Source organism: Paracoccus sp. KR1-242 (assembly GCF_049446195.1).
Classification (GTDB): Bacteria; Pseudomonadota; Alphaproteobacteria; order Rhodobacterales; family Rhodobacteraceae; genus Paracoccus; species Paracoccus broussonetiae.
Genome location: NZ_JBMSED010000001.1, coordinates 335,254 through 358,798 on the forward strand (window position 1 = coordinate 335,254; position 23,545 = coordinate 358,798).

Annotated in this window: 29 protein-coding genes and 1 tRNA gene; 21 read left to right on the forward strand and 9 right to left on the reverse strand. The window is 63.1% G+C overall.

What is annotated here, in order from left to right; genetic code table 11:
• Positions 1 to 4: 4 nt before the first annotated feature.
• Together ACO2Q4_RS01605 and ACO2Q4_RS01610 are read left to right on the forward strand one after the other, a co-directional pair.
• Positions 5 to 595, forward strand: a complete 591-nt coding sequence (locus ACO2Q4_RS01605; RefSeq protein ID WP_423316860.1) for a hypothetical protein — start codon at positions 5 to 7, stop codon at positions 593 to 595.
• Positions 596 to 1,040: 445 nt separating this feature from the next.
• Positions 1,041 to 2,777, forward strand: a complete 1,737-nt coding sequence (locus ACO2Q4_RS01610) for a DNA methyltransferase (RefSeq protein WP_423316862.1) — start codon at positions 1,041 to 1,043, stop codon at positions 2,775 to 2,777.
• 97 nt (positions 2,778 to 2,874) lie between these two features.
• Here ACO2Q4_RS01610 and ACO2Q4_RS01615 read toward each other — a convergent pair whose 3' ends face one another.
• The 3 genes from ACO2Q4_RS01615 to ACO2Q4_RS01625 form a co-directional block, all read right to left on the reverse strand.
• A complete protein-coding gene (locus tag ACO2Q4_RS01615; RefSeq protein WP_423316864.1) occupies positions 2,875 to 3,402 on the reverse strand; it encodes a hypothetical protein in 528 nt (175 codons plus the stop codon).
• 589 nt (positions 3,403 to 3,991) lie between these two features.
• Positions 3,992 to 4,210 (reverse strand): hypothetical protein, encoded by a 219-nt coding sequence (locus ACO2Q4_RS01620; RefSeq protein ID WP_423316865.1) that lies wholly within the window; start codon positions 4,208 to 4,210, stop codon positions 3,992 to 3,994.
• A 45-nt stretch (positions 4,211 to 4,255) separates the two neighbouring features.
• Complete coding sequence (locus ACO2Q4_RS01625) at positions 4,256 to 4,648, reverse strand: hypothetical protein (RefSeq protein WP_423316867.1); 393 nt, start codon at positions 4,646 to 4,648, stop codon at positions 4,256 to 4,258.
• Positions 4,649 to 5,101: 453 nt separating this feature from the next.
• On the opposite strand from ACO2Q4_RS01625, the gene ACO2Q4_RS01630 reads away from it, so the two are divergent.
• The 7 genes from ACO2Q4_RS01630 to ACO2Q4_RS01660 all read left to right on the forward strand — a co-directional run bounded on the left by ACO2Q4_RS01630 (position 5,102) and on the right by ACO2Q4_RS01660 (position 7,392).
• The gene (locus ACO2Q4_RS01630) at positions 5,102 to 5,335 is read left to right on the forward strand and encodes a hypothetical protein (protein ID WP_423316869.1); all 234 of its coding nucleotides are present in this window, start codon (positions 5,102 to 5,104) and stop codon (positions 5,333 to 5,335) included.
• A 213-nt stretch (positions 5,336 to 5,548) separates the two neighbouring features.
• On the forward strand, positions 5,549 to 5,899 hold the full coding sequence (locus tag ACO2Q4_RS01635; protein WP_423316871.1) for a hypothetical protein: 351 nt from the start codon (positions 5,549 to 5,551) through the stop codon (positions 5,897 to 5,899).
• Positions 5,896 to 6,105, forward strand: a complete 210-nt coding sequence (locus ACO2Q4_RS01640; protein ID WP_423316873.1) for a hypothetical protein — start codon at positions 5,896 to 5,898, stop codon at positions 6,103 to 6,105. The genes ACO2Q4_RS01635 and ACO2Q4_RS01640 overlap by 4 nt, the downstream gene beginning before the upstream one ends.
• Positions 6,102 to 6,326, forward strand: a complete 225-nt coding sequence (locus tag ACO2Q4_RS01645; RefSeq protein ID WP_423316875.1) for a hypothetical protein — start codon at positions 6,102 to 6,104, stop codon at positions 6,324 to 6,326. Before ACO2Q4_RS01640 ends, ACO2Q4_RS01645 begins: the two co-directional genes overlap by 4 nt.
• Positions 6,323 to 6,595, forward strand: a complete 273-nt coding sequence (locus ACO2Q4_RS01650; RefSeq protein WP_423316877.1) for a hypothetical protein — start codon at positions 6,323 to 6,325, stop codon at positions 6,593 to 6,595. Before ACO2Q4_RS01645 ends, ACO2Q4_RS01650 begins: the two co-directional genes overlap by 4 nt.
• Positions 6,592 to 6,786, forward strand: coding sequence for a hypothetical protein (locus tag ACO2Q4_RS01655; RefSeq protein WP_423316879.1), 195 nt, complete (start codon positions 6,592 to 6,594; stop codon positions 6,784 to 6,786). The genes ACO2Q4_RS01650 and ACO2Q4_RS01655 overlap by 4 nt, the downstream gene beginning before the upstream one ends.
• A 75-nt stretch (positions 6,787 to 6,861) precedes the next feature.
• A complete protein-coding gene (locus ACO2Q4_RS01660; RefSeq protein ID WP_423316881.1) occupies positions 6,862 to 7,392 on the forward strand; it encodes a hypothetical protein in 531 nt (176 codons plus the stop codon).
• A gap of 129 nt (positions 7,393 to 7,521) precedes the next feature.
• On the opposite strand, the gene ACO2Q4_RS01665 is transcribed toward ACO2Q4_RS01660, so the two are convergent.
• A complete protein-coding gene (locus ACO2Q4_RS01665; RefSeq protein ID WP_423316882.1) occupies positions 7,522 to 7,794 on the reverse strand; it encodes a hypothetical protein in 273 nt (90 codons plus the stop codon).
• Between the two features lie 22 nt (positions 7,795 to 7,816).
• On the opposite strand from ACO2Q4_RS01665, the gene ACO2Q4_RS01670 reads away from it, so the two are divergent.
• Complete coding sequence (locus ACO2Q4_RS01670; RefSeq protein ID WP_423316884.1) at positions 7,817 to 8,554, forward strand: thermonuclease family protein; 738 nt, start codon at positions 7,817 to 7,819, stop codon at positions 8,552 to 8,554.
• Between the two features lie 118 nt (positions 8,555 to 8,672).
• On the opposite strand, the gene ACO2Q4_RS01675 is transcribed toward ACO2Q4_RS01670, so the two are convergent.
• Positions 8,673 to 8,748, reverse strand: a tRNA-Lys gene (locus tag ACO2Q4_RS01675).
• A 97-nt stretch (positions 8,749 to 8,845) separates the two neighbouring features.
• On the opposite strand from ACO2Q4_RS01675, the gene dapF reads away from it, so the two are divergent.
• The 7 genes from dapF (at position 8,846) to ACO2Q4_RS01710 (ending at position 15,860) form a co-directional block, all read left to right on the forward strand.
• Complete coding sequence (gene dapF / locus ACO2Q4_RS01680; RefSeq protein WP_423316886.1) at positions 8,846 to 9,673, forward strand: diaminopimelate epimerase; 828 nt, start codon at positions 8,846 to 8,848, stop codon at positions 9,671 to 9,673.
• Positions 9,674 to 9,681: 8 nt separating this feature from the next.
• The gene (gene mtaB, locus ACO2Q4_RS01685) at positions 9,682 to 10,935 is read left to right on the forward strand and encodes a tRNA (N(6)-L-threonylcarbamoyladenosine(37)-C(2))-methylthiotransferase MtaB (protein WP_311761518.1); all 1,254 of its coding nucleotides are present in this window, start codon (positions 9,682 to 9,684) and stop codon (positions 10,933 to 10,935) included.
• 130 nt (positions 10,936 to 11,065) lie between these two features.
• Positions 11,066 to 11,983 carry a histone deacetylase family protein gene (locus ACO2Q4_RS01690; protein WP_423316888.1) on the forward strand — a complete coding sequence of 306 codons (918 nt, stop codon included), beginning with the start codon at positions 11,066 to 11,068 and terminating at the stop codon, positions 11,981 to 11,983.
• Positions 11,980 to 12,216 (forward strand): exodeoxyribonuclease VII small subunit, encoded by a 237-nt coding sequence (locus tag ACO2Q4_RS01695; RefSeq protein WP_311761490.1) that lies wholly within the window; start codon positions 11,980 to 11,982, stop codon positions 12,214 to 12,216. Before ACO2Q4_RS01690 ends, ACO2Q4_RS01695 begins: the two co-directional genes overlap by 4 nt.
• Complete coding sequence (locus tag ACO2Q4_RS01700) at positions 12,216 to 13,079, forward strand: polyprenyl synthetase family protein (protein ID WP_395135711.1); 864 nt, start codon at positions 12,216 to 12,218, stop codon at positions 13,077 to 13,079. The genes ACO2Q4_RS01695 and ACO2Q4_RS01700 overlap by 1 nt, the downstream gene beginning before the upstream one ends.
• Before the next feature lie 45 nt (positions 13,080 to 13,124).
• Positions 13,125 to 15,050 carry a 1-deoxy-D-xylulose-5-phosphate synthase gene (gene dxs / locus ACO2Q4_RS01705; RefSeq protein WP_423316890.1) on the forward strand — a complete coding sequence of 642 codons (1,926 nt, stop codon included), beginning with the start codon at positions 13,125 to 13,127 and terminating at the stop codon, positions 15,048 to 15,050.
• 9 nt (positions 15,051 to 15,059) lie between these two features.
• On the forward strand, positions 15,060 to 15,860 hold the full coding sequence (locus ACO2Q4_RS01710) for a COG3650 family protein (protein WP_423316892.1): 801 nt from the start codon (positions 15,060 to 15,062) through the stop codon (positions 15,858 to 15,860).
• 22 nt (positions 15,861 to 15,882) lie between these two features.
• On the opposite strand, the gene ACO2Q4_RS01715 is transcribed toward ACO2Q4_RS01710, so the two are convergent.
• Both ACO2Q4_RS01715 and ACO2Q4_RS01720 read right to left on the reverse strand, forming a co-directional pair.
• Positions 15,883 to 16,737, reverse strand: coding sequence for an SDR family oxidoreductase (locus tag ACO2Q4_RS01715; protein ID WP_423316894.1), 855 nt, complete (start codon positions 16,735 to 16,737; stop codon positions 15,883 to 15,885).
• Positions 16,734 to 17,720, reverse strand: coding sequence for an LLM class flavin-dependent oxidoreductase (locus tag ACO2Q4_RS01720; protein WP_423316896.1), 987 nt, complete (start codon positions 17,718 to 17,720; stop codon positions 16,734 to 16,736). Before ACO2Q4_RS01720 ends, ACO2Q4_RS01715 begins: the two co-directional genes overlap by 4 nt.
• Before the next feature lie 99 nt (positions 17,721 to 17,819).
• Between ACO2Q4_RS01720 and ACO2Q4_RS01725 the strand changes: the two genes are divergently transcribed.
• The 3 genes from ACO2Q4_RS01725 (at position 17,820) to ACO2Q4_RS01735 (ending at position 20,821) form a co-directional block, all read left to right on the forward strand.
• Positions 17,820 to 19,301 (forward strand): AMP nucleosidase, encoded by a 1,482-nt coding sequence (locus ACO2Q4_RS01725; RefSeq protein ID WP_423316898.1) that lies wholly within the window; start codon positions 17,820 to 17,822, stop codon positions 19,299 to 19,301.
• Positions 19,302 to 19,452: 151 nt separating this feature from the next.
• The gene (locus ACO2Q4_RS01730; RefSeq protein WP_311761497.1) at positions 19,453 to 19,752 is read left to right on the forward strand and encodes an HU family DNA-binding protein; all 300 of its coding nucleotides are present in this window, start codon (positions 19,453 to 19,455) and stop codon (positions 19,750 to 19,752) included.
• Positions 19,753 to 19,900: 148 nt separating this feature from the next.
• On the forward strand, positions 19,901 to 20,821 hold the full coding sequence (locus ACO2Q4_RS01735) for a DMT family transporter (protein ID WP_311761498.1): 921 nt from the start codon (positions 19,901 to 19,903) through the stop codon (positions 20,819 to 20,821).
• Here the strand turns inward: ACO2Q4_RS01735 and ACO2Q4_RS01740 are convergent.
• Positions 20,776 to 21,369 (reverse strand): glutathione S-transferase family protein, encoded by a 594-nt coding sequence (locus tag ACO2Q4_RS01740; RefSeq protein ID WP_423316901.1) that lies wholly within the window; start codon positions 21,367 to 21,369, stop codon positions 20,776 to 20,778. The two genes, ACO2Q4_RS01735 and ACO2Q4_RS01740, sit on opposite strands and share 46 nt — an antisense overlap.
• A gap of 60 nt (positions 21,370 to 21,429) precedes the next feature.
• On the opposite strand from ACO2Q4_RS01740, the gene ACO2Q4_RS01745 reads away from it, so the two are divergent.
• The gene (locus tag ACO2Q4_RS01745) at positions 21,430 to 22,131 is read left to right on the forward strand and encodes a helix-turn-helix transcriptional regulator (protein ID WP_423316903.1); all 702 of its coding nucleotides are present in this window, start codon (positions 21,430 to 21,432) and stop codon (positions 22,129 to 22,131) included.
• Here ACO2Q4_RS01745 and ACO2Q4_RS01750 read toward each other — a convergent pair.
• Positions 22,109 to 23,512 (reverse strand): aminotransferase class V-fold PLP-dependent enzyme, encoded by a 1,404-nt coding sequence (locus ACO2Q4_RS01750; protein WP_423316905.1) that lies wholly within the window; start codon positions 23,510 to 23,512, stop codon positions 22,109 to 22,111. The genes ACO2Q4_RS01745 and ACO2Q4_RS01750 overlap by 23 nt on opposite strands.
• Positions 23,513 to 23,545: the final 33 nt, after the last annotated feature.

Consider the following 23,545-nt stretch of genomic DNA (forward strand, 5'->3'; position numbering starts at 1 on the left):
TTCCATGAAGGCGCAGGAAAGCATCAAACAGACGGCCGCGAATGACCTGGTCCCAGCCAAGGGGGCCAATACCCAGCCCGCGGTGGCGAAGAAGCGGTCTCCACCGAAGATGGGCCTCGATAAGCAGGAAGGCGGAATCCTCACAATCGCCATCTCAGGCGATTTCAAGCGCATTGAGGGGGCAACCGGCAACGACGGGGTCATGAACGGGCTCTTGGGCCAGATATCCATTCTTGGCTCGCAAGGGAAAAGCATCGATGCAGAGGCGTCCAACTTCGCGCTGGGCTTTGTCGACAGCATGGAGCCGCAGGACGCGACCGAGGCGCTTCTGCTGACGCAGATGGCGGCGATCCATCAGGCGACCATGACCATGGCACGGCGGCTCAACCATGCCAGCGTCATCTCGCAGCAGGACGCAGCCGAACGGGCGCTGAACAAGCTGGCGCGGACCTATGCCGCCCAGGTCGAGTCCCTGAAACGGTATCGATCGAAGGGTCAGCAGGTCGTGCGGGTCGAGCGCGTCACCGTCGAGAGCGGCGCTCAGGCGGTCGTCGGCAACGTTAACCACGGGGGAGGGGCCAATGCCAAAAGCTGACATCTACCCCATGCACTGTTCGCCGCGCTGCACCGCAAAATCGAAGCGATCCGGCGTCCGGTGCTGCAATCCGGCGGTGACGGGCTGGACGGTCTGCCGGATGCATGGAGCCCGAAGTGGCGCAGGACCGGGACCGGCGAACCCGAATTTCCGGCACGGGCAGCGCACGAAAGAGGCCATGGCGCTGCGTGCCCATGTTATGGATCTGGTGCGGGAGAGCCGAGAAGTCGACCGGCTGCTCCGGGTTTGATATCGCGCCAATGCCATGTGATGTTCCGGCAACATCGACCTTCGATGTAAGCCATCCCGGCCGGCTGAAATCCGCATATCTTGGGGACGGATCTTCACCGCTCCACATCCTGTGGCATTAAAAAAAATCTTAGATATTCCCGCCGTTTCAGGGGAGGATTAACCACATGCGGCGGGGTGGGGATGGGCGGGCAACATGCGGAACGCTTTCTATTTCGGTGATAATCTTCACATCCTGCGAGATTACGTCTCGGACGAGAGCGTAGACCTAATATATCTCGATCCACCGTTTAATTCTAACGCGACCTACAATTTGCTATTCCGGTCTCCGGACAGAAATCGATGGTCGGACGCCCAGATCGCGACATTTGAAGACAGCTGGAGTTGGGGCGAAATCGCCGATGCTCAATATCGTGAACTGCTGCGCTCCACCGCGCGCGTTGCAGAAATGATCGGGGCGCTGCACCGCTTGCTCGGTCCCAGTGACATGCTCGCGTATTTGGTCATGATGGCGGCGCGTTTGGTGGAACTGCATCGCGTGTTGAAACCGACCGGGAGCCTCTATCTGCATTGCGACCCCACTGCCAGCCACTACCTCAAGATATTGCTGGACGGCGTATTCGGTGCGGATGGCTTCAGGGGCGATATCACCTGGAAGCGAACCTATGCGCATGGAAATGCCAGTCGATCGTTTGGCACAGTGACGGACACAATCTTCTTTTACAGCAAGACGACTTCCTGCACTTGGCACACGCAATATCGCTCCTTGGCAAGCGACGAACTGCACCGGAAATATCCGAATGTTGAGAGTTCTGGACGTCGATGGCAGTCGGTGACGCTCCGCAATCCGAGCGATCGGCCCAATCTCAAGTTCCCTTTCACAGCAAGTAATGGCGTCACCTATCAGCCTCATCGGAATGGCTGGTCGTGCAACGAAGAACGACTGCGGAAATATGATCGAGAGGGGCGGCTCCATTTTCCAGTTAAGTCCGACGGCGCACTCCGTTTGAAAATGTTCGAAGATGAGAGTAGAGGTCACGCGGTGCAGAACCTCTGGGACGACATCGGGCCGCTAAGCTCTCAGGCCCGCGAGCGGCTGGGCTATCCTACTCAGAAGCCGCTGGCCCTCCTTGAGCGCATCATTGACGCATCTTCGAACACCGGTGATGTGGTTCTAGACCCATTCTGCGGCTGTGGCACGACGCTGCATGCCGCCCACGGTCTTGGACGGAAGTGGATCGGGATTGACGTGTCCGTGCAGGCCATGACCGTAGTGAGTGACCGATTGCGACATAGCTTTCCGGGGATTGATTTTGACGTCTACGGCATTCCCACCTCGCTTGAGGGCGCACTATGGCTGGCGGCGGCCGATCCCTTCAAGTTCGAAGAGTGGGCTGTCAACCGGATCGGCGCAATGCACTCCGGTAGATCCCGCGGTGACGGTGGTATCGATGGCAGTTTCTTCTTCATGGCTGATCGCACGACCGATAGTCGGGGAATCGTCTCTGTAAAAGCGGGCCGGAACCTCAATCCAGGAATGGTGCGTGATTTAGTTGGCACGCTGCGGCGCGAGCGTGAGCGAACGCACGACCACACAGCAGTCGCCGTGATGATCTGCGCTCACGAACCCACCGATGGAATGCGACGTGAAGCGCTTTCTGCCGGAACAGTGGAGATGGCCATTGGTCCAGTCCCAGCAGTGCAAATCCTGTCCATCCGTGAAGTTCTGGAAGGAAAAACCATCCGAGTTCCGGTCATGCACGATAGTCTTTCCGCAGCTGCGGCCGGAAGGCAGAAGCCTCGATCAGGGGTAGGCTATATTGCACCGGAAGATCTATTGCGGCAGCGGTCGATGCTCTTCTCGATTCCCAACACTGGTATGCGCTCTCCATCAGCCGCGGTATTGCCCGAGCGCATTCAGAGAATGGGGTGAAGATGATGTGATTTGGACGAGAGTTCAGCGTTCTGAAATTCGACCACCTGCACCCAATGCAGGTGGTCGAATGCTCACCCAATCTAGGTCGCTATGGTCAAACAGCTTCCGCCAACGCAACTTCTGTTTGCTGGCAAATATTAGAAAATTTCATATTTACCTGCGACCCAAAATTGATAACTCGCGAAATCTGCGCTTCTCGATACTCAGACTCATCGATCTTGCCGCGTTTTACCAGCCATCGAGAAACCTCTACCCAGTCCCACATCGGGTTGGCGGTAGTGACACGAAATTTTGGCTTGGGAAAGTTCTCGCCGCGCTCTCCTTTTGCATACAAACTGACCGCCTGCGGCGTTAGTTTGGCTCGGATAGCGATTTCTCTCGCACTCACCAGATAGTCCGGCTCAAAGCGCTCTACCGAGGCTCCTGACTTCAAAATGTTCTCATATGCAGACAGCACCGCATCTTTGAATGAACCAGAACTACGGTTGAAGCACGCCGCCACAGCGCCGTGCATAAGCACAAGCGTTGCGTCATCGCACCCGGCTTCATAGAACCGATCTTCGAACTCCGGCGAATGTGGATCGACATCGCCTACAATAAACGTAAAGCTATACGTCTGCATCGTTGCCTCCGCACGCACACTTATCCACCAATTTTATCAGATCGCTTGCGTGATGCTCAGGCACCCGTGGTGTGCTCCACACAGATACCCGACATCCCGATCTGTCAGCATGGGGGCAATACAGCCTCCCCCATGCGTAACCCCGACACATCTCTACTCTCCAGCCCTTGTTCTCAGCATAAGCAACAGCTTCTTCGATATGCTTGTTCGGATGACGGCTTCGAGCCACTTTGTATGCCTCAAGAATCTAAGAATGTGTTGACAAATGTCAACGGGGGAGTCAAGGACGCTGCAACTTGTGATCTGAGGCTGACTTCGGGGAGCACCCCGTCGCGCAAAACAAGAACAGCTAGTAGGTTTCGCCGGTAGAGTCCCAACATATCGCGCTCGAAAGGCCTGAAACAATCTGAAATTTACGGCTGTTTCGTTCGGATGGTCATCGACAGTTACACACAATGCTCCGGGTCTTCGCCAGCGGCAACGCTGACCTTACCGGCCCTACGCTCGCGGCGATGTTCTGCCGTCTTGTAGGCTTTGTCACTCGCGGCCGTTGTTATTCCCGCTATCGGAGTTTTCTTGCGCGAACGGCTCATTCCTCCGCCCTCCATATCGCTTGATAAAGCTCACCCAGCGCATCCCCGATCTGATCGGCAAGAGCCGTCAAGTCTGGCCGTTCCTGGATGAAAGGATGCTCTTGAACGAAATCGTTGAAGTGCTGCGATACGACGAACGCCCTGTCGCCCGCCTCATGCTGATAGCCGGGGAAGGTCTCGCCCCGTGTCCGGGGGCCATCCTCGCCGTCGCCCATTTTTTCACCTTCAACCACAGCATGTCCCTCATATACATTGCCCCGTCACTTTTCCTTGCCGACAGTTTGCACAGGAGGGATGTAAGGAACTGAGAAGGTCACTCGGCTTACCGAACTTCTCCCTCTGGACAATTCGCCATCGAGTGACACGTCAGCGGCTAAGACCTTGATAATTCCTTTGGAACTGGCCGCGCCCTTGCCCTTTGCGGACGAGTCTACCGTCACAGCCACATCAAAATTGATTTGTTGAATATGCCGTTCTTCGATGCTGTCGGCATTGCCCCAAACTGGATTGATGACTCCAGGGGTGTCTTTCAGGGCGTCTATCGCCTCTTTTACACCTTTCTGGACCTGAATAATCGTATCTCTAATGAAATCTTGAAGGTCCACGGGTTTACCAGCCTCATTTGGGGTTGCACTTCTAAATAACCAACGCATCACATCTACTCTTCGGACCGGGCTCCACCGGTGAACCCCGCTATTGTTATTATGGTCCTGTTCTCTGCTAGCGACACTCCAGGCCCTGCCGCGACTTGCCCACCTTCAAGGAAATGGACGCCTTGGGCTCCGAATGCCTTGCGGACTGCATCTTCGTTTTCGCGACTCAACGTCTTTGTCCGCCCGCTCTCAAATGACCGCAGAGTGTCATGAGAAATGCCCGCGGCGTCCGCGAGGTCTCCGGCTTTCCAGTCGAGCAGCGCGCGCGCGGCCTTGCAAATCTTCTTGTCGAGAGCCTGCATCAACACTCCATGTGTAGGTAATTACACGCCATGTGTTGACACGCCGTGTGTTACTCATTACATATCATGTGTAGCGCAGGGGGTAAACGGTTTCACCTGCCTCGCGAACACGAACCCGCAACTGTCGGGTTCCAAACTCGGAGTGACACACGTGATCGACAACGACCTGAAAGGGGCGACTAAGCCCGCATGCCTTGCCGGCCGAGCCGGATCGGTTTTGCCCATGGCGGAGCGGGTATTCATCACTGTGCGGCTGCGTCTGGCCTTGGATGAAGTCGAGACCGGCCCCGGCGACCTCAAGTCGATGCAGAACGCGATCCAGTATCAGATCGAGGCCTTGCGGGCCGCGCAGCGTCGACTGGATCGCATGGCCTGCTCGTCATGACGGCGCGCAGGGCGATTCCTGCCGATGTTCTCGGCACCCCAACGCCTGGGCAGGCTTGGCCGCGCAACTGCGGCTCGGACCGAATGGCCGGCGAATACAATCGGATCGCCCAAGCTCACGCGCAGGATGCTGCATTCATTCAATCCGGTGCGGTTGCGGCATCACCGTGCGTGAGCTGTCGGCTAATCAAAATTCAATCATGGAGAACGGACTATGAAACGTCGTGATCTGATGAAACTGGCTCCCTTGGCGCTGGCAGTCGGCACTACTCCCGTCATCGCTGCGGTTAAAGAGGAAACGCCGGTCATGCGGCTGTTCCGGGAGTGGCGGGCTTGGGATGACTTCGCCAACGCTCAGGAAGACGACAAGGACTTCGAAAACGCCTTGGAGGGTCGATGGGAAGTCGAGCAGCGCCTGATGCAAACGCCGAGCGAAAGTGCCCGTGACGTGCTTATCAAAGTCAACGCATGGACAAACTTCGGCGACGGCGATGTTGAAGGATGCGACCCGCGCCTTTCGATGTTCTGGGCCGAAGCCCGCTCGCTGATCGGGGGTGCGGCATGAACGCGCTTCGCCAACATATCCAAGACCAGCAGAACAATGCCGCCGCGTTGGAGGCGGTCGTGGGCGCGATGCTGCACCTGATAGAGCGCCCCGACGAAGCGACCCGCACGGTCTGCGTGCAATTGGCCGAAACGGCTTTCGGTCTCGCCCGCGACCTCAACCAGAACCTTGACGTAATTGCCCTGCCGAAAGGAGGTGTGGAATGAACCTTTATCCCGAAATGCCCGCGGATGTCCGCCAGCGCCTGGACGCGTTCGCCTCGCAGACTGGCACGACCCCGCCCGAGCATGTCCTGATTGATGAATACGGGGACGGCGGGGCTCTCACCGACGAAATCCTGAACTACTGCCGAGCGACCGGCCTGAGCCTCGATTGGCTGTGGCTTGGGGAAGGCGACCAGACCGTTGTTCGGGAGGGCCGGGCATGAGCGAGCCCCTAGTTCTCACCGATATCGTCAAAACGGACAAACCGGACGAGTGGGCTGAACATCTCGTCTACTGCGTGGAGACGATGATCGGAACCTGCCGTATCGCCCTGTTGAACGAAACCGTCGGCGGAGAACTGGAGGAGCGCCGCCTGTATATGGTCGAGCAGACCTTGGAGGTGGCGCAGACACTGGCGCATATCGCCGGGATGGGCTGCGAGATGCTTGAAGGCTATCGCAAGCGCGTTGCCAAGATGGAGGCCGCGGAATGAACGCCCTCCTCGATCACATCCAGAATCAGCAGGCTCGGGCCATGCATCTCGAACACATCCTTGAGGCTGCTCAGGTTCTCGACAACGAGGGCCTTGCACCCGCCGCCATCTCGTCGCTGATCAGCACGGCTCGCGACATCGCGGGCGAATTGAATGCGGCTTTGGACAGCGTGGCTTTGCCTGAGGGCTGACACGAGGGCGCCCGGCTTCGGTCGGGCGCTTCCCTTCCTTCATCATATTGGCAACCGGCGCGAGGGCGCATCAGCATGAACATGGCCTATTCGATCAACCGGCACTGGTCCGATCGATTCATCCCCGAGATCCGCCGCATCGTCGGCGCGCATCTGCTGCGGGTGGCGCCTGATCACCTTGATACCCGCCATGCCACAGATCTCCTGATGCTTGATGGCAGGGACGTGCGCATTGCCGCCAGGGTGCGCCGTCATGGCTATGCCGGCCGCTATCCCTATGACTTCACGATCCGCTCCCGCCTGCCCTCGGGCAATCAAACCGAGCTGGCCAAGATTGTGGATGGCGAGGGCGACTGGCTGTTCTACGGCCACGCCAATGCCGCTGAGACGGGATTTGACCTCTGGTGGCTGCTGGATCTACGGGCTTTCCGCGCCGGGCTGATTCGTCATGCCTCGAACGGATATCCCATCTCGTCAGGCGACCGGATGAACACCGACGGCACCTGCTTCAAATGGTTCGACATCCGGTCCTTCCCAAAGGAGCCAGCGCTTGTCCTGGCAACCTCGGGGCCACGCAGTGCCGGGCCGTCGCCATGGCACGCATGAACACAGCATTCTCGGCCCAACCCGGAAGGGGGTGAGTAAGGACGCATTGGCCGACGCAAGCCCCTGCATCAGGCGGGGGCTTTCGCGTTGGTGGTCATATTTTGGGTGGGCGAATCGACTGATGAGCGGTTAGGCAGAAAGGGTTAATGAATTGTTAATGAAGCCGTCATGTTTCGACTCTTTTCCGTTGTTGCCATCTGCCTTGCCCTCCCGGTCTTCGCCGACGATGCGTCCGAGCCAATCAGCGGAGGGCTCACATACGAGGATGTGGCAACGGCTCGTCAGCGTTTGCTCGATCTGGCCCGACCAACTGAAGTGCTGCTCGATGCGGCTTGCTGCAAGGTTTGCAGCAAGGGGAAAGCCTGCGGGAATAGCTGCATCAGCCGGGACAAGCGATGCCATAAGGGCCTTGGTTGCGCCTGTGATGGCTGACCAGGACGCCGAAGGCATCCCGAATCGCAGAATCGCGGGAATCGCGGGGGTGTGCCGGTTCATTTGTGTATTCGTGGCAGGTTTGACCCTGATGTTTCCCGAGCCGGTCCGCGGTGAGGACGGCCCGCGCATCGTCGGGAACGCTGATGTGGTCGACGGGGACACCATCAAGATAGGCCCTGTCGCCATCCGTATTCATGGTATCGACGCCCCTGAACAGGGCCAACAATGCGACCGGGGTGCCGGAAGGAAATGGGATTGCGGCGAGGCTGCCACCGAAGCAATGGCCGATCTGGTCGCGGGGCAGGTCGTGGAATGCATCCCTCTCACCACTGACGCTTACCGGCGAATCGTGGCGCGCTGTCAGGCAAAGGGGCTGGATATCGGCGGTGAGATGGTCGGGCACGGCTTGGCGTGGGCGTATAGCCGCTATTCCAGTGATTATGTCGATGCCGAGCGGGTTGCCCGCAAACGCAGCCTGGGTATCTGGCGAGGTGCTTCGCAGCCCGCATGGGAGTATCGCGCCGACCGTTGGAACCGTGCCGTTGCGGACGCGCCCAGGGGATGTCCCATCAAGGGCAACATTTCGAACAAGGGTGAACGGATCTACCACACGCCGTGGTCGCCGGCTTACGCCAAGACTCGGATTGATGAGAGCAAGGGAGAGCGCTGGTTTTGCGACGAGGCCGAGGCCCTTGCAGCAGGCTGGCGCGCGGCCCGTTGGCGGTAGTCCCCCCGGTGGGAAACACTCTGAATTTGTCCGCTGACTGTCCGCTGGAACGCTTTTGACGACATTGTCGTCTTGTGCCTATCCTCCCTTAAGCCTTTGGCTTTACAGGAAGATATAGTGGTGAGCCCAACAGGATTCGAACCTGTGACCCACTGATTAAAAGTCAGTTGCTCTACCAACTGAGCTATGGGCCCACTGCACGGGGGGCTAACTAGTGTTGGGCGCTGGTGGGGTCAAGCGGAAAAATCACGACCTCTGGAAAAAACTTTCCCGCAAGCGTATGTGACCCGCATGGAACAGCAGCAAAACCCCGGCCAAGGCCTGTCCTTGCCCTTCATGAAAATGCATGGGCTGGGCAATGATTTCGTTGTCCTCGACGGTCGCTCGACCGGCGAGCTGCCCGCGCCTGCGGTTGTCGCAGCCATGGCGGACCGACATTTCGGTGTCGGATTCGACCAGTTGGCGGTCATCCTGCCGGGCGAAAATGCCGATGCCAGGCTGGTCTTCTATAACGCCGACGGCTCGGTTTCGGCGGCCTGCGGGAATGCCACGCGCTGCGTCGCGCGCTATCTGCTGGACGAATCGGGGGCCTCGGCGCTGCGGCTGGCGACCGATCACGCGGTGCTTGCGGCCGAGGATGCGGGGAATGGCCTGACCCGCGTGAACATGGGGCCGCCGGTTTTGGACTGGCAGAGCATTCCGCTGGCTGCGGATATAGACACGCTGCATCTGCCGATTGATGGCGATCCGGTCGCGACCGGCATGGGCAACCCGCACATGACCTTCTTTGTCGAGGATGTGGCCACGGTCGATCTTGAACGCTTCGGTCCCGAACACGAACACCACCCGCTTTACCCCCAGCGCACGAATGTCGAGGTTGTGCAGGTCGTCTCGCCGGACGAGATCATCCTGCGCATCTGGGAGCGGGGAACAGGTATTACGCTCGCTTCGGGCTCGTGCTCTTGCGCCGCTGTCGTCGCGGCGGCGCGGCGCGGTCTGACCGGCCGTCGCGTCCGGGTGAACGTGCCCGGCGGGGTTCTGGAAATCGACTGGCGCGAGGATGGGGTCTGGATGACCGGCCCGACCGCCCATGTCTTTGACGGGGTGTGGCGGGGATGAAAGATCAGGTGAACCCTCCGGTCTTTGCGACGCTTGGCTGTCGGCTGAACGCCTATGAGACCGAGGCCATGCGCGAGATGGCCGATGCGGCGGGGCTGACGGGCGCGGTGATCGTGAACACCTGCGCCGTGACGGCCGAGGCCGTGCGAAAGGCCCGGCAAGAGATTCGCCGCCTTGCCCGCGAAAACCCCGGCGCGCCCGTGATCGTCACCGGTTGCGCCGCCCAGACCGAGCCCGAGACCTTCGCCGCCATGGCCGAGGTCACGCGCGTCATCGGCAACCATGAAAAGATGCAGCCCGCGACCTGGGCCGGAATGCGTGCGCCCGACCTGATCGGCGAGACCGAAAAGGTGCAGGTCGACGACATCATGTCGGTCAAGGAAACCGCCGGGCACCTGATCGACGGTTTCGGCCGGCACCGTGCCTATGTGCAGGTCCAGAATGGCTGCGATCATCGCTGCACCTTCTGCATCATCCCTTATGGCCGGGGCAATTCGCGCTCGGTTCCCGCCGGAGTTGTGGTCGACCAGATCAAGCGCCTGCGCGACCGCGGCTTCAACGAGGTCGTTCTGACTGGGGTCGACCTGACCAGTTGGGGTGCGGACCTGCCGGGTCAGCCGAGGCTGGGCGATCTGGTCATGCGCATCCTGCGTCTGGTCCCCGACCTGCCGCGCCTGCGCATCAGCTCGATCGATTCGATCGAGGCGGACGAGAATCTGATGCTGGCGATCGCGACCGAGCCGCGCCTGATGCCGCATCTGCATCTGTCCTTGCAGGCGGGCGACGACATGATCCTGAAACGGATGAAGCGCCGCCACCTGCGCGATGACGCGATCCGCTTCTGCGAGGATGCCCGCAAGCTGCGTCCCGGCATCGTCTTTGGCGCCGACATCATCGCCGGTTTCCCGACCGAGACCGAGGCGATGTTCGAAAACAGCCTGAAGCTGGTCGATGATTGCGGACTGACCTTCCTGCATGTCTTTCCCTATTCTGCGCGCAAGGGCACGCCCGCCGCACGTATGCCGCGCGTCGCCGGGCCTGCGATCAAGGACCGCGCCGCCCGCTTGCGCGCCAAGGGCGATGCCGCGCTGGAAAGCCATCTGGCCGCGCAGATCGGCCAGACCCGGCTGGTTCTGACCGAAGGCCCGCGCCTTGCCCGGACCGAACATTTCACCGAGGTCGCCTTTGATCGCGACATGCCCGAAGGCTCGCTGATCGAGGTTGCTGTCCTTGGGCACGATGGCCACCGCCTGCTGGCCTGACTTTTGCGGGGCAGGGGCGGGCCGGTTGGTGCGCCCGCGTTAGGCAGATGACTGTGCCGCGGCCCGTCGATTTCGACAGGTCGCGGAACTATCGCTTGCCGGTGCGGGTGTGCTGCATAATCGTGAAGCCATGACGCTTCTTTACACCCATCCGTCAGGATTTCGGCATGTTACGCCGCCAAGTCACCCCGAGCAGGTGGCGCGGCTTGACGCGGTGATCCGCGCCTTGGCCAATCTGGAGCTGGACCGGCGCGAGGCACCGGACGCCGAGGACGAAGACATCCTGCGCTGCCATCCCCTTGGTTATCTTGCGGCGGTGGCTCGCAAGGTGCCCGAGGAAGGCTGGTCGATGCTGGACGCGGATACCTATCTTTCGCCGGGCAGCCTTGCGGCCGCGCGCCACGCGGTGGGCGGGGTCTGCGCCGCAGTGGATGCGGTACTGGCTGGAGAGGATGCGACAGCCTTCGTCGCCATGCGCCCACCCGGCCACCATGCCGAACGCGCCCGCGCAATGGGCTTCTGCATCTTCAATTCGATCGCGATCGGGGCCGTGCGGGCGCTGGACCACCATGGGCTGGACCGGGTCGCGGTGCTGGATTTCGATGTTCATCACGGCAACGGCACGCAGGATCTGCTGTGGAACGAACCGCGCAGCCTATTTGCATCGACGCATCAGTTTCCGCTTTATCCCGGCACTGGCGCCCCCTCGGAACGTGGCGCACATGGCCAGATCCTGAACCTGCCCTTGCAGGCGGGCTCGGAGGGGGGTCCGGCGCGCGCGGCCTGGCGGCAGATTTGCGACCGCGTGGTCGAATGGCAGCCGCAGCTTGTGCTGGTCTCGGCCGGGTTCGATGCCCATGAGGCGGACCCCCTGGCATCGCTGGCCTGGGAAGACGGTGATTTCACGGCAATAACCCGCTTGATCCTCGACGCGGCGGCGACCTGTTCGGCGCCGGTGGTATCGGTCCTCGAAGGCGGTTATGATCTTGCCGCTTTGGGCCGCACCGCGCGCGCCCATGTCGAGGTTCTGAAGGAGACGCCGGCATGACCGAGATCGAAAACCTGTCCTTCGAGGAGGCGATGCGCGAGCTTGAGGCGACGGTCGGCAAGCTTGAACACGGCGACGCCGCGCTTGAAGAATCCATCGCGCTTTACGAACGCGGCGCCCTGCTGCGCAAGCATTGCGAGGAAGTCCTGCGCCGCGCCGAGGAGCGGGTCGAAAAGATCACGCTTGCCGCCAGCGGCCAGCCGACTGGAACGGTTCCCGTCGAGGGGCTGTGATGCAGGACCGTCTTGAGGATGTGAAGGCGCAGGTTCAGGCCGCGTTGGACGAGGCCATGGCCGGTTTCCCGCCGGGCGAACTGACCGACGCAATGCGTTATGCCTGTATCGGCGGCAAGCGGCTGCGCGCCTTTCTGGTGATGGAATCGGCGCGCCTGTTCGGCCTGACCGACAGAGAGGCTCTGCCCGTCGCCGCGGCGGTCGAGGCGCTGCACGCCTATAGCCTGGTCCATGACGACCTGCCCGCGATGGATGATGACGACCTGCGTCGCGGCCTGCCGACCTGCCATGTGCAATGGTCCGAGGCTACGGCGATTCTTGCCGGGGACGCGCTGCAGACTCTGGCCTTCGGTCTGTTGAGCCTGCACCAGATCGGCACGGCCGAGGTCCGGGTGGCGCTGATCCGCGCGTTTTCCGAGGCCGTCGGGGCCCGCGGCATGGTCTGGGGTCAGGCTCTGGACATCGCGGCCGAAACCGCGCTCGAACCCCTCGACATCGTTGCGATCAAGCGCCTGCAAAGTGCCAAGACCGGCGCGCTCATCGTCTTTTCGGCGACCTCGGGTGCGATCATGGCGGGTGAAGATACCGGCCCGCTGACCGAATATGCCCGCAATATCGGCCTGGCCTTCCAGATCCAGGACGACATCCTGGACGTCATCGGCGACGAGGCCGAGACCGGCAAGAGGCTGAACAAGGACGGCGCGGCGAACAAGGCGACCTTCGTGTCGCTTCTGGGGCTGGACGGCGCGCGCGACAAGGCCCGCAAGCTGGTGCGCAACGCCGAATCCGCGCTGGAACCTTATGGCGAGGCCGCAGGAAACCTGCGCGACCTTGCAAGGTTTATCATCGAACGCGATGCCTGAGCGTCAGGCCGAACGACCGAAATTCCCGATCGAAAGGGTCAGCGCATGAGCCAGACCGACCACACCGACCGCCCTGCCACCCCGGTTCTTGACCGCGTGAACCTGCCCTCGGACCTGAAGGCGCTGAGCGACCGCGAGCTGATCCAGCTTGCCTCGGAGCTTCGTGCCGAGACGATCAGCGCGGTTTCGGTCACCGGAGGCCATCTGGGCGCGGGCCTGGGCGTGGTCGAGCTGACCGTGGCGCTGCATGCCGTCTTCGACACCCCGCGCGACAAGATCATCTGGGACGTCGGCCACCAGTGCTATCCCCACAAGATCCTGACCGGCCGGCGCGACCGCATCCGCAGCCTGCGGACCGAAGGCGGGCTGTCCGGCTTTACAAAGCGGTCCGAAAGCCCCTTTGATCCGTTCGGCGCGGGGCACAGCTCGACCTCGATCAGTGCGGCGCTGGGTTTTGCCATGGCGCGTGAACTGGGCGGTGATCCGGGCGACGCGATCGCGGTGATCGGCGACGGCGCGATGACCGCGGGCATGGCGTTCGAGGCGATGAACAATGCGGGCGACCTTGGCAAACGGCTGTTCGTGGTCCTGAACGACAACGAAATGTCGATTGCGCCGCCGACCGGGGCGCTCTCGCGCTATCTGACGCGGCTTTACGCGGAAAACCCGTTCCAGGATCTGAAGGCGGTGGCCAAGGGCGCGGTCGGATTCCTGCCTCCGCCCCTGCAAGAGGGAGCGCGCCGGGCCAAGGAAATGCTGAAGGGCATGACCATCGGCGGCACCCTGTTCGAGGAACTGGGCTTTTCCTATGTCGGCCCCGTCGACGGGCACGATCTTGACCAGTTGCTGCCGCTGTTCCGCACGCTGAAGGCGCGCGCCACTGGTCCGGTCCTGATCCATGCGGTGACGAAGAAGGGCAAGGGCTATGCCCCCGCCGAACGCGCCGCGGACCGCGGCCACGCGACGGCGAAATTCGACGTCGCGACGGGCACGCAGGCCAAGGCCAAGTCGAATGCCCCCAGCTATACCTCGGTCTTTGCGCGGGCGCTGACCGATCAGGCCAGCCGCGACGACAAGATCGTCGCCGTGACCGCCGCGATGCCGGACGGGACCGGGCTGAATCTTTTCGCCGAACGCTTCCCGCGTCGCTGCTTTGACGTGGGGATCGCGGAACAGCACGCCGTGACCTTCAGCGCCGGGCTGGCCGCGGGGGGGATGAAGCCTTTCTGCGCGCTTTACTCGACCTTCCTGCAGCGCGGCTATGACCAGGTCGTGCATGACGTCGCGATCCAGCGCCTTCCGGTCCGCCTCGCCATCGACCGCGCGGGGCTGGTCGGTGCGGATGGCGCGACCCATGCCGGTGCCTATGACATCGCTTTTCTTGCCAACCTCCCCGGCATGGTCGTCATGGCCGCCGCGGACGAGGCCGAGCTGGTCCACATGGTCGCGACCGCCGCTGCCCATGACGAGGGCCCCATCGCCTTCCGCTATCCCCGCGGCGAGGGCATGGGGGTCGAGATGCCGGAACGCGGCGAGCCGCTGGAGATCGGCAAGGGCCGCATCATCGCCGAGGGCAAGCGTGTCGCCATCCTGTCCTTCGGCACCCGCCTGGCCGAGGTCATGCGCGCGCGCGAGGAATTGCTGGCTTCGGGCATCTCGCCCACGGTGATCGACGCGCGCTTTGCCAAGCCTCTGGATCGCGACCTGATCCTGGCGACGGCGCGCTCGCACGAGGCGCTGATCACCATCGAAGAAGGGGCCGTCGGCGGCTTTGGCAGTCTGGTCGCGCAACTTCTTGCCGATGAAGGTATTTTTGACGGAGGGTTGCGCTTCCGTCAGATGGTCTTGCCGGATAGTTTCATCGACCATGCCAGCCCAGAAGCGATGTATCGCGAAGCCCGCATGTCTGCACCGGATATCCGGGCGAAGGTGCTTGAAGTTCTGGGCGTGGCAATGGTGAAACGCGCTTGAGAGGTCCCGATGCTGCGTATCCTTCTGACTGGATTGGTCCTGTCCTTGCCGGTGGCGGCATTGGCGCAGGCACCCGCATCGCAAGAGCCCCCGGCCGCGGATAAGCCAGCCGCGGACAAGCCTGCCGCCGCCGCGGAACCCGCGCCTGCCGACCCTGCCGCCGCGGGTCAACCTGCCGCTGCCGATGCGGCGAAATCGGCTGCCGAACCGGCCCCGGCCAAGGCCGAACAGGCACCCGCCAAGCCAAAGGGCTATCTGCCCAACCTTTACGACGTGACCGTGGTCGAGACCTGGGACACGCTGAACGTGCGTGAAACCCCGGACGGCCAGGCCAAGGTCATCGCGACGCTTCCCGCCACCGCCACGGGGGTCGAGCTGATTGCGCGCGATGCCTCGGGAAAATGGGGGCGTGTCAATGTCGGCGAGCAGTCCGGATGGGTGGCGCTGCGCTTCCTTGCCCCGCAGAAGGGCGTCTGGCAGCCCGAATCCCTGCCGCAAAGCCTGGTCTGCAGCGGCACCGAGCCATTCTGGTCCCTGAAGACCACGAAATCGGGCATGATCTTTTCCGAACCGGACAAGAAGGACCGCGAGCTTGGCCTGCGCAAGGTCATGGATCGCGGTATCGAGAACGAGCCGACGCGCGGGTTGATCGCGGGCGACGATGCCGGTCGGGTCACAGCTTTTGTCCGTCCCGACCAGTGCAGCGACGGCATGTCGGATCGGGGCTACGCGCTGGCCGTCTCGGTCATTATTGACGGGCAGGACATGCCGTCGCGGATGCTGAACGGCTGCTGCTCGATCGGGCGCTAGGCCGGGACGGGGATCGGCGGGGTCAGTCCCCGCCTTCCGCCAGCAGCGCGGCCAACCCGCTGCGGTAATCGGGATATTTCAACCTCACCCCCAACTCTCGCTTGATCCGTTCGTTCGAGACCCGCTTGCTTTCGGCATAGAAGGAGCGCGCCATCGGCGTCATTTCGGCGCTGGCGAAATCCTCGGCCGGTGGCGGCGCCAGGCCCAGAAGTGTTGCGGCATGGGCGATGACATCTTCTGGCGGGGCAGGGTCGTCGTCGCACAGGTTATAGATCGCGCCGGGACGCGGCGCCTTGATCGAGGCTAGCAGGGCCTGGGCGATGTCCTCGGCATGGATGCGGGAAAAGACCTGGCCGGGCTTCACGATCCGGCGCGCGGTCCCGGCCCGCAGCTTTGCAAATGGGCCACGTCCCGGACCATAGATCCCCGCCAGCCGGAAGATGTGCAGGGGCAGCGCATGGGCGGCCGCCAGCGCCTGCCATGCCTGTTCGGCGGTGACGCGGTCGTGCCCACGCCGCGTCGTGGGTGACAGGGGCGTTTCTTCGTCGATCCAGTCGCCGCCATGGTCGCCATAAACTCCGGTCGTCGACAGATAACCGATCCAGCGCGCGCGCGTGCGCGCAATATCGGGTCCGAAAGCCGCCAGCGCCGGATCATGCCCCTCCTGCGGGCCGGCCGAGACAAGGATCGCGTCGGCGCGTGCGATCTCGTCCCTAACGGCATCTTCATCCCCCGGCCACAGCAAGGGAGTGGCGCCGCTGGCCAGCACCCGTGTGGGCTGGCTGCGGGTGGTGCCGGTGATCTGCCAGCCTTCTGCCTTCAGCAAGGGATCAAGAAAACCGGCGGAATAGCCGTGGCCGAGGACCAGCAGCCTCATGCGCGGCCCCTCAGGATCTCGGCCGCGATCGCGAACGAGCGGTGGCGCGCCTTCTGGTCGAATATGTTCCCGACCAGGATCAGCTCGTCGGGGCGATAGCGGGCGACCAGCTCGTCCAGCCGCGCGGCGACCGTCCGGGGGGAACCCACTGCGCTGACCGACAGCGCCTGTTCCACCGAGGGCAGGATGCCCGGCGGTACCGCATCGCGGATGTCATCGACCGGCGCGGGCAAAAGCCCCGGAGAGCCAAGCCTGAGCCGCGCGAAGCTGATCATCTGGCTGGTCCGCAGCCGCTGCGCCTCGGCATCGGTATCGGCGGCGATGACATTGACCGCCAGCATGAAGCGCGGGGTTTCGCCGAAGGGCGTCTGCTGGAACCGCTCGCGATAGACCGTCACGGCCTCGTCCAGGTCGCCCGGCGCAAAATGGCTGGCAAAGGCATAGGGCAGACCCAGCGCCGCGGCGAGGCTGGCGCCGTAAAGCGACGAACCCAGGATCCAGACCGGGACATTCGTGCCCTGTCCCGGATGCGCCGCGACCGCATTGCCGGGGACCGCAGGGCCGAAATAACGCAGCAGCTCGACCACGTCGTTCGGGAAATCCTCGTTGCGGGACATGCCGCGGCGCAAGGCGTGCATGACCGCGCCGTCGCCCCCCGGCGCGCGGCCAAGGCCAAGGTCGATCCGGTCGCCATGGATGGTCGCCAGCGTCCCGAACTGTTCCGCGATTGCCAGCGGCGCATGGTTCGGCAGCATGACCCCGCCCGCGCCGACGCGAATCCGGCGCGTCTGACCGGCGACATGGTTAATCAAAACCGAAGTCGCGGCGCTGGCGATCCCCGGCATGTTGTGGTGTTCCGCCAGCCAGAAACGGTGATAGCCCCAGTCCTCGGCGGCCTGCGCCAATGCGACGGAATTGGCGATGGCCTGGCGGGCATCGGCGCCCTCGGCGACCACGGCAAGATCAAGTATGGAAAACTGCATGCGGCACTCCTTTGTCTCAGCAGATAGGATGCCCGGTCGCCGCTTGCCAGTCCGCGGCGGCGCTGGCACAGTCCGCTGAAAAGCAGGAGCGCCTCCCAGATGACCGACAACCGCCAGTTGCCCGTCGAAGCCCCCGAGAAGGCCGAGCGGGTCCATTTCGACGATCCGTCGGCCGCGGTGGACCGCCTGATCGAGCTGTACGAGCGGTCGTCGAAATTCCTGCTCGACCGCTTCATTCGCACGCTTGAGGGTCAGCGGCCGACGGCCCGCTATCGTGCTTTCTATCCCGAGCTGCGGATGATCGTGCTCAGCCACACCAAGACGGATTCGCGCCTGTCCTTTGGCCATGTCGCGGTGCCGGGCAGCTATGCGACCACGGTCACGCGGCCGGACCTGTTCCGCGGCTACCTGACCGAGCAGATTGCCCTGCTGATGAAGAACCACGCGATCTCGGTCACGGTCGGCGACAGCGATACCCCGATGCCGGTGCATTTCGCGGTGGCGACGCAAAGCGATCTGAACGTCCCGCAGGAAGGCGTGCTGTCATTCTCGCTGCGCGACGTCTTCGACGTGCCCGACCTGAACACCATGAATGACGACATCGTCAACGGCACCTCGGGGCCCAATCCCGACGGCAGCCAGCCGCTTGCGCCCTTTACCGCGCAGCGCGTCGACTACTCGCTGGCGCGGCTGTCACATTACACCGCGACCCTGCCGGAGCATTTCCAGAACTTCGTCCTGTTCACCAACTACCAGTTCTATGTCGACGAGTTCGAGGCCTTTGCCCGACGTGCCCTGGGCGATCCCGAGTCGGGCTATACCGAATTCGTCGCCCCGGGAAACCAGATCCTGGAACGACCCGAGGACCTGCTGGTCACGGGCGCCAAGACACCGCAAATGCCCGCCTATCACCTGAAGCGCCCGGACGGTGACGGGATCACGCTGGTCAATATCGGTGTCGGGCCCTCGAACGCGAAGACGGCCACCGACCATATCGCGGTGCTGCGCCCCCATGCCTGGCTGATGGTCGGCCATTGCGCGGGCCTGAGGAACTCGCAATCCCTGGGCGATTTCGTGCTGGCCCATGCCTATCTGCGCGAAGATCACGTCCTGGACGACGACCTGCCGGTCTGGGTTCCGATTCCCGCGCTGGCCGAGGTTCAGGTCGCCCTGCAAGAGGCCGTGGCCGAGGTCACGCAGCTGGACGGGTATGAGCTGAAGGGGATCATGCGAACGGGGACGGTCGCCACCATCGACAACCGGAACTGGGAATTGCGCGACCAGTCCGGCCCGGTCCAGCGGCTGTCGCAGTCGCGTGCCGTGGCGCTGGACATGGAAAGCGCGACCATCGCCGCGAACGGTTTCCGCTTCCGGGTGCCCTATGGCACGCTGCTGTGCGTTTCGGACAAGCCGCTGCACGGAGAGTTGAAGCTGCCGGGCATGGCGACGGATTTCTACCGCACGCAGGTGGCAAGCCATCTGCTGATCGGAATCCGCGCGATGGAGAAGCTGCGGGCGACGCCGCTGGAGCGGATCCATTCCCGCAAGTTGAGGTCGTTTAACGAGACGGCCTTCCTTTAGAGCGCGCCGGATGCGCAGGTTTCGCAGCGTTTGCTGGCTGGAAAGGGCAAAAATGGCTTGCACCTTCCTCAAAAAGCTTGTGTAGCGCCCTTCATGCCGCCAAGGTGGCGTCCGAAAATTTCCCGAACGGGAAACAACGAGGAGACAGACTATGGCTATGGCCGCTTCTAAACCGATGACCAAAACCCAGCTGGTGGCCACGCTCGCCGAAGAAATGGGCAGCGACAAGAAAACCGCTGCTGCGGCGCTGGACGCGCTGTCGGCTGTCGTGTCGAAAACCGTCGCTGACGGTGGCGCGCTGACCCTGCCGGGCATCGGCAAAGTTGCTTGCCGCGCGCGCCCCGAGCGTCAGGTCCGCAACCCGCAGACCCAGGAAATGATGACGAAGCCCGCCGACAAGGTGGTCAAGGTCACCATCGCGAAGGCGCTGAAGGACAGCGTGAACGCCTGATCTTCAGGCCGTGACGCAAGCGAAGGACCGCGCAGCAATGCGCGGTCCTTCCTTTTTGTGGCGCCGGTATGGTAGTTCCCCGCTTTTGTCTTGCGCCCGCGCATTCATCTGCTAGCTCATGCGGGCGGTTCGACGGAAAGGCTGGCGCATGGATTTCAAGGCCATCGCGATGGGGTTCGGCTTTGCGCTGATGTGGGCTTCGGCCTTTACCACGACGCGGATGATCGTGACCGCCGCCCCGCCTTTGACCGCGCTGGTCATCCGCTTTGCCCTGTCCGCCGTGGTGGCGCTTCCGTTGGCCATTGCGATGGGGCAGAACCTTCGGCTCAGCCGCGCGGAATGGCGCACGGTCATCATCTTCGGCATCTGCCAGAACACGCTATACCTGGGCCTGAACTGGATCGCGATGCAGCATGTCGAGGCATCGGCGGCGGCCATCATCGCCTCGATGATGCCGCTGATCGTCGCCTTCTTCGGCTGGCTGATCTATGGCGAGAGGCTGCGGCCCGCCGCAGTGGTTGGCCTTGTCGCCGGGGCCGCCGGGGTGACGCTGATCATGGGCGTGCGCCTGCAGCACGGACTGGATATTCCGGGCACGATCCTGTGCCTGCTGGCGGTCGTCGCGTTGACAGTGGCGACCCTTGCCGCGCGGGGTGCGGGCGGCAGCCGCAACATGATGACCATCGTGGCCATGCAGATGGCCGTCGGCGCGCTGACGCTGGCGATCCCCGCCGCGATCCTGGAATGGGGCCGCCCCGTGCAGTGGAGCGGCCAGCTTGTCTGGGCCTTCATCTATACCGTGCTGGCACCGGGCATCGGCGCGACCTGGATCTGGTTCCTGCTGGTCGCCCGCGTGGGTGCGGTGCGGGCGGCCACGTTCCATTTCCTGTCGCCGATCTTTGGTGTCGGCATCGCGGCACTGCTGCTGGGCGAACGGTTCGGCGCCTCGGACGTGATCGGGGCCCTGGTCGTCGCAGCGGGCATCCTGATGGTGCAGCTGGCGCGCCTGCCGACTGCCCCGGCTCAGCCGTCGAAGGCCGCCGCCAGCGCCTGGGACGGGCGCGACTGAATCCGCCCCGCCCACTCAATGATCGCCGGGGTGCTGGGCATGACGTCCCCGAAGAAGATGAAGGGGCTGGCGACCAGCAGATCCGCGGCCGAGAACTTGTCGCCCAGCAGCCAGGGCTGGCGGGTCAGGGTCTTGTCCAGCTGCTCCAGCGCGGTCGGGTAGTCGCGGAACGTCGCCTGCAGGGCAGGGTGCGACAGGCCCGCGAATTGCAGCACCGCAACCGGTTCAAGCACGCCCTGATACCAGAACAGCCAGCTGAGATACTCGCCACGCTTCGGATCGCCTGGCAGCGGCGCCAGACCCGCCTCGGGGAAAAGATCGGTCAGGTATACGATGATCGCCCCGCGTTCGCGCAGGTGATCGTCCCCGTTGACCAGATAGGGGACCTTGCCCTCGGGGTGGGGGTTGGCGGGGTCGCGGCCGCCCGATCCGTTCTGGCGCGGGATTGTCACGGTGCGCACGCGGATCTTGTCCATCACGTCCAGCTCGCAGAGCAGGCTGATGATGGTGTTCGAGCGGCTTTGCGGGGCGTGATAAAGGGTCAGCATCTTGGCCTCCTGTTCTGACGGGTTCAGGATGCAACTGCCCTGCTGACAAAAGGTGACAGCATGTCCCGCACCGATCGACTGATGCGCCTGATGGATGCGATCCGCCGGTTGCCCGCACCGGTCACGGCCCTGCGTCTGGCCGAGGAAACCGGCGTATCGCAGCGCCAGCTTTACCGCGACATCGCCACGCTGCGCGCGGGCGGCGCGCTGATCGATGGCGAGGCGGGCCTGGGCTATTCCCTGACCGAAGATCCGGCGCTGCCGCCGCAAAGCTTCTCGCGCCTTGAGATCGAGGCGCTGATGCTGGCCGTGTCCGGGTTGTCGTCGCTGGGCGATGATGCATTGTCGCGGGCGGGTCAGGACGCGCTGGCACGGATCATCGCGACGTTGCCGCAATCGCAGGGCCGTCACGCCATGCACGCGACGATGCGGCTGTTCCGAGAGCCGCGCCCTCGGCCCGGTCCCAGCATCGACATGGAAATCCTCAGGCAGGCGTTATGGGATGAACAAAGTCTGGTCATCGACTATCTCGACCTGAACGACCTCAGTTCGACACGCGAGATCTGGCCGCTGGGCCTGTCCTTCAGCGACAATCACATGATGCTGCTGGCGCATTGCCGGCTGCGGGATGACTATCGCGTCTTTCACGTTCCGCGCATTCGCAGGATGGACCGGGGCGGCACCAGTTTCCGCCCCCGCCGGGTCGCGCTGCTGCGCGAATGGGTCGCTGCACGACGGGCTACTCTGCCGCAACCGGGGTGAAGATCGCGGTTGCGGGATCGCAGCGATACAGCGCCAGGTAATCCGTTGCGTGATCGGCGACATTGCAGACCGCGTCCAGGATCGCCGTGACCTCGGCCTCATCCGCTGCCCAGCACAGGTTCAGGCGGACGAATCCCGGCTTCTCGATCTCGTCCCCCGACAGGATTGCGGTGCGCAGGCGGTCGGATTCGGGCTGATCGATCCCCAGAAGCGCGTGGACATAGGGTCCTGCGCAGGCGCATCCACCGCGCGCCTGCACCCCGTGCAGGTCCGACAGCATCCGCGTTGCCAGTTGCTGGTGGACATGACCGCCTTGCCCGTCGCGGATGCGGAAGCTGAAGAAGGGCAGGCGCGGGGCGTCCAGATTCCCCAGAAGCTCGATGCGGGCGTGATTGCGAAGCCGGGTCAGGCCACGCGCCAGCCAGCGGGCATTGCGCTTGGCGATGCGCTGCTGTCCTGCCGCCTGTTTCGTCAGAAAGACCAGCGCGGCACGGATGTCGCCGGTGACGTTCGGGGTTCCGGCTTCTTCCCGCGCCTCGATCGACGACGAATAGTCGTGGCCCTGGGGCGAGACGAAACGGACGGTGCCGCCACCGGGCAGGGTCGGGCGCGTTTCGGCCACCGAATCTCGGCGCAGGATCATGACGCCGGATGCCCCCGGTCCGCCGATGAACTTGTGAGGTGAGGTTACGACCGCGTCCATCCCGAGCGCCATGTCGATGGCGAGATAGGGGCCAGCGCCGGCGTAATCCCATGCCACGCGCGCGCCCGCCTGTTTCAGCAAAGCTGTTACTGCGGCCACGTCGGTCAGCGTTCCGGTGACGTTCGATGCTGCGGAAAAGCTGCCGATCACCGGCCCCGTCGCGCGCGCCAGTTCGTCGCGGAGCGCGTCAAGGTCGGGACCGCCGGTGGGCGCTTCGGGAATGGTGATGACCCTTGCCCCGCTTTCGCGCCAGGGCAGGATGTTCGAATGATGTTCATAGGGGCCAAGCAGGACTGTCGCCTGCGGACCCACCTGCCACAGATGGACAAGCCTGTTGATGCCCTGTGTCGCGCCCGAGCCGGTAAAGATGACTGCGTGATCGTCCGAAGCGTTGACGCATTCCGCGATGGCCGTACGTGCCGCCCGGCGCAGGCGGGTCATCGTGCCGCCGCAATGGCTGGCCTCGGTATGGCTGTTCGCATACCAGGGCAGCACGGTTTCGATCATCCACTCTTCCAACGGACGCAGCGCGCGGCCCGAGGCGATGTAATCGGCATAGATCAGTTTGCGCGGTCCGAACGGACCCTGAAAGATGGCATCGCGGCCGATCAGGCCGTCATGGATCGTCTGCAGGGGGTCTTCTCCCAGCCGGGCAAGGTAGCTGTCAAAGGGGGGCATCTGTTCCTCGTATTCCTATGCCCAGAATGACCC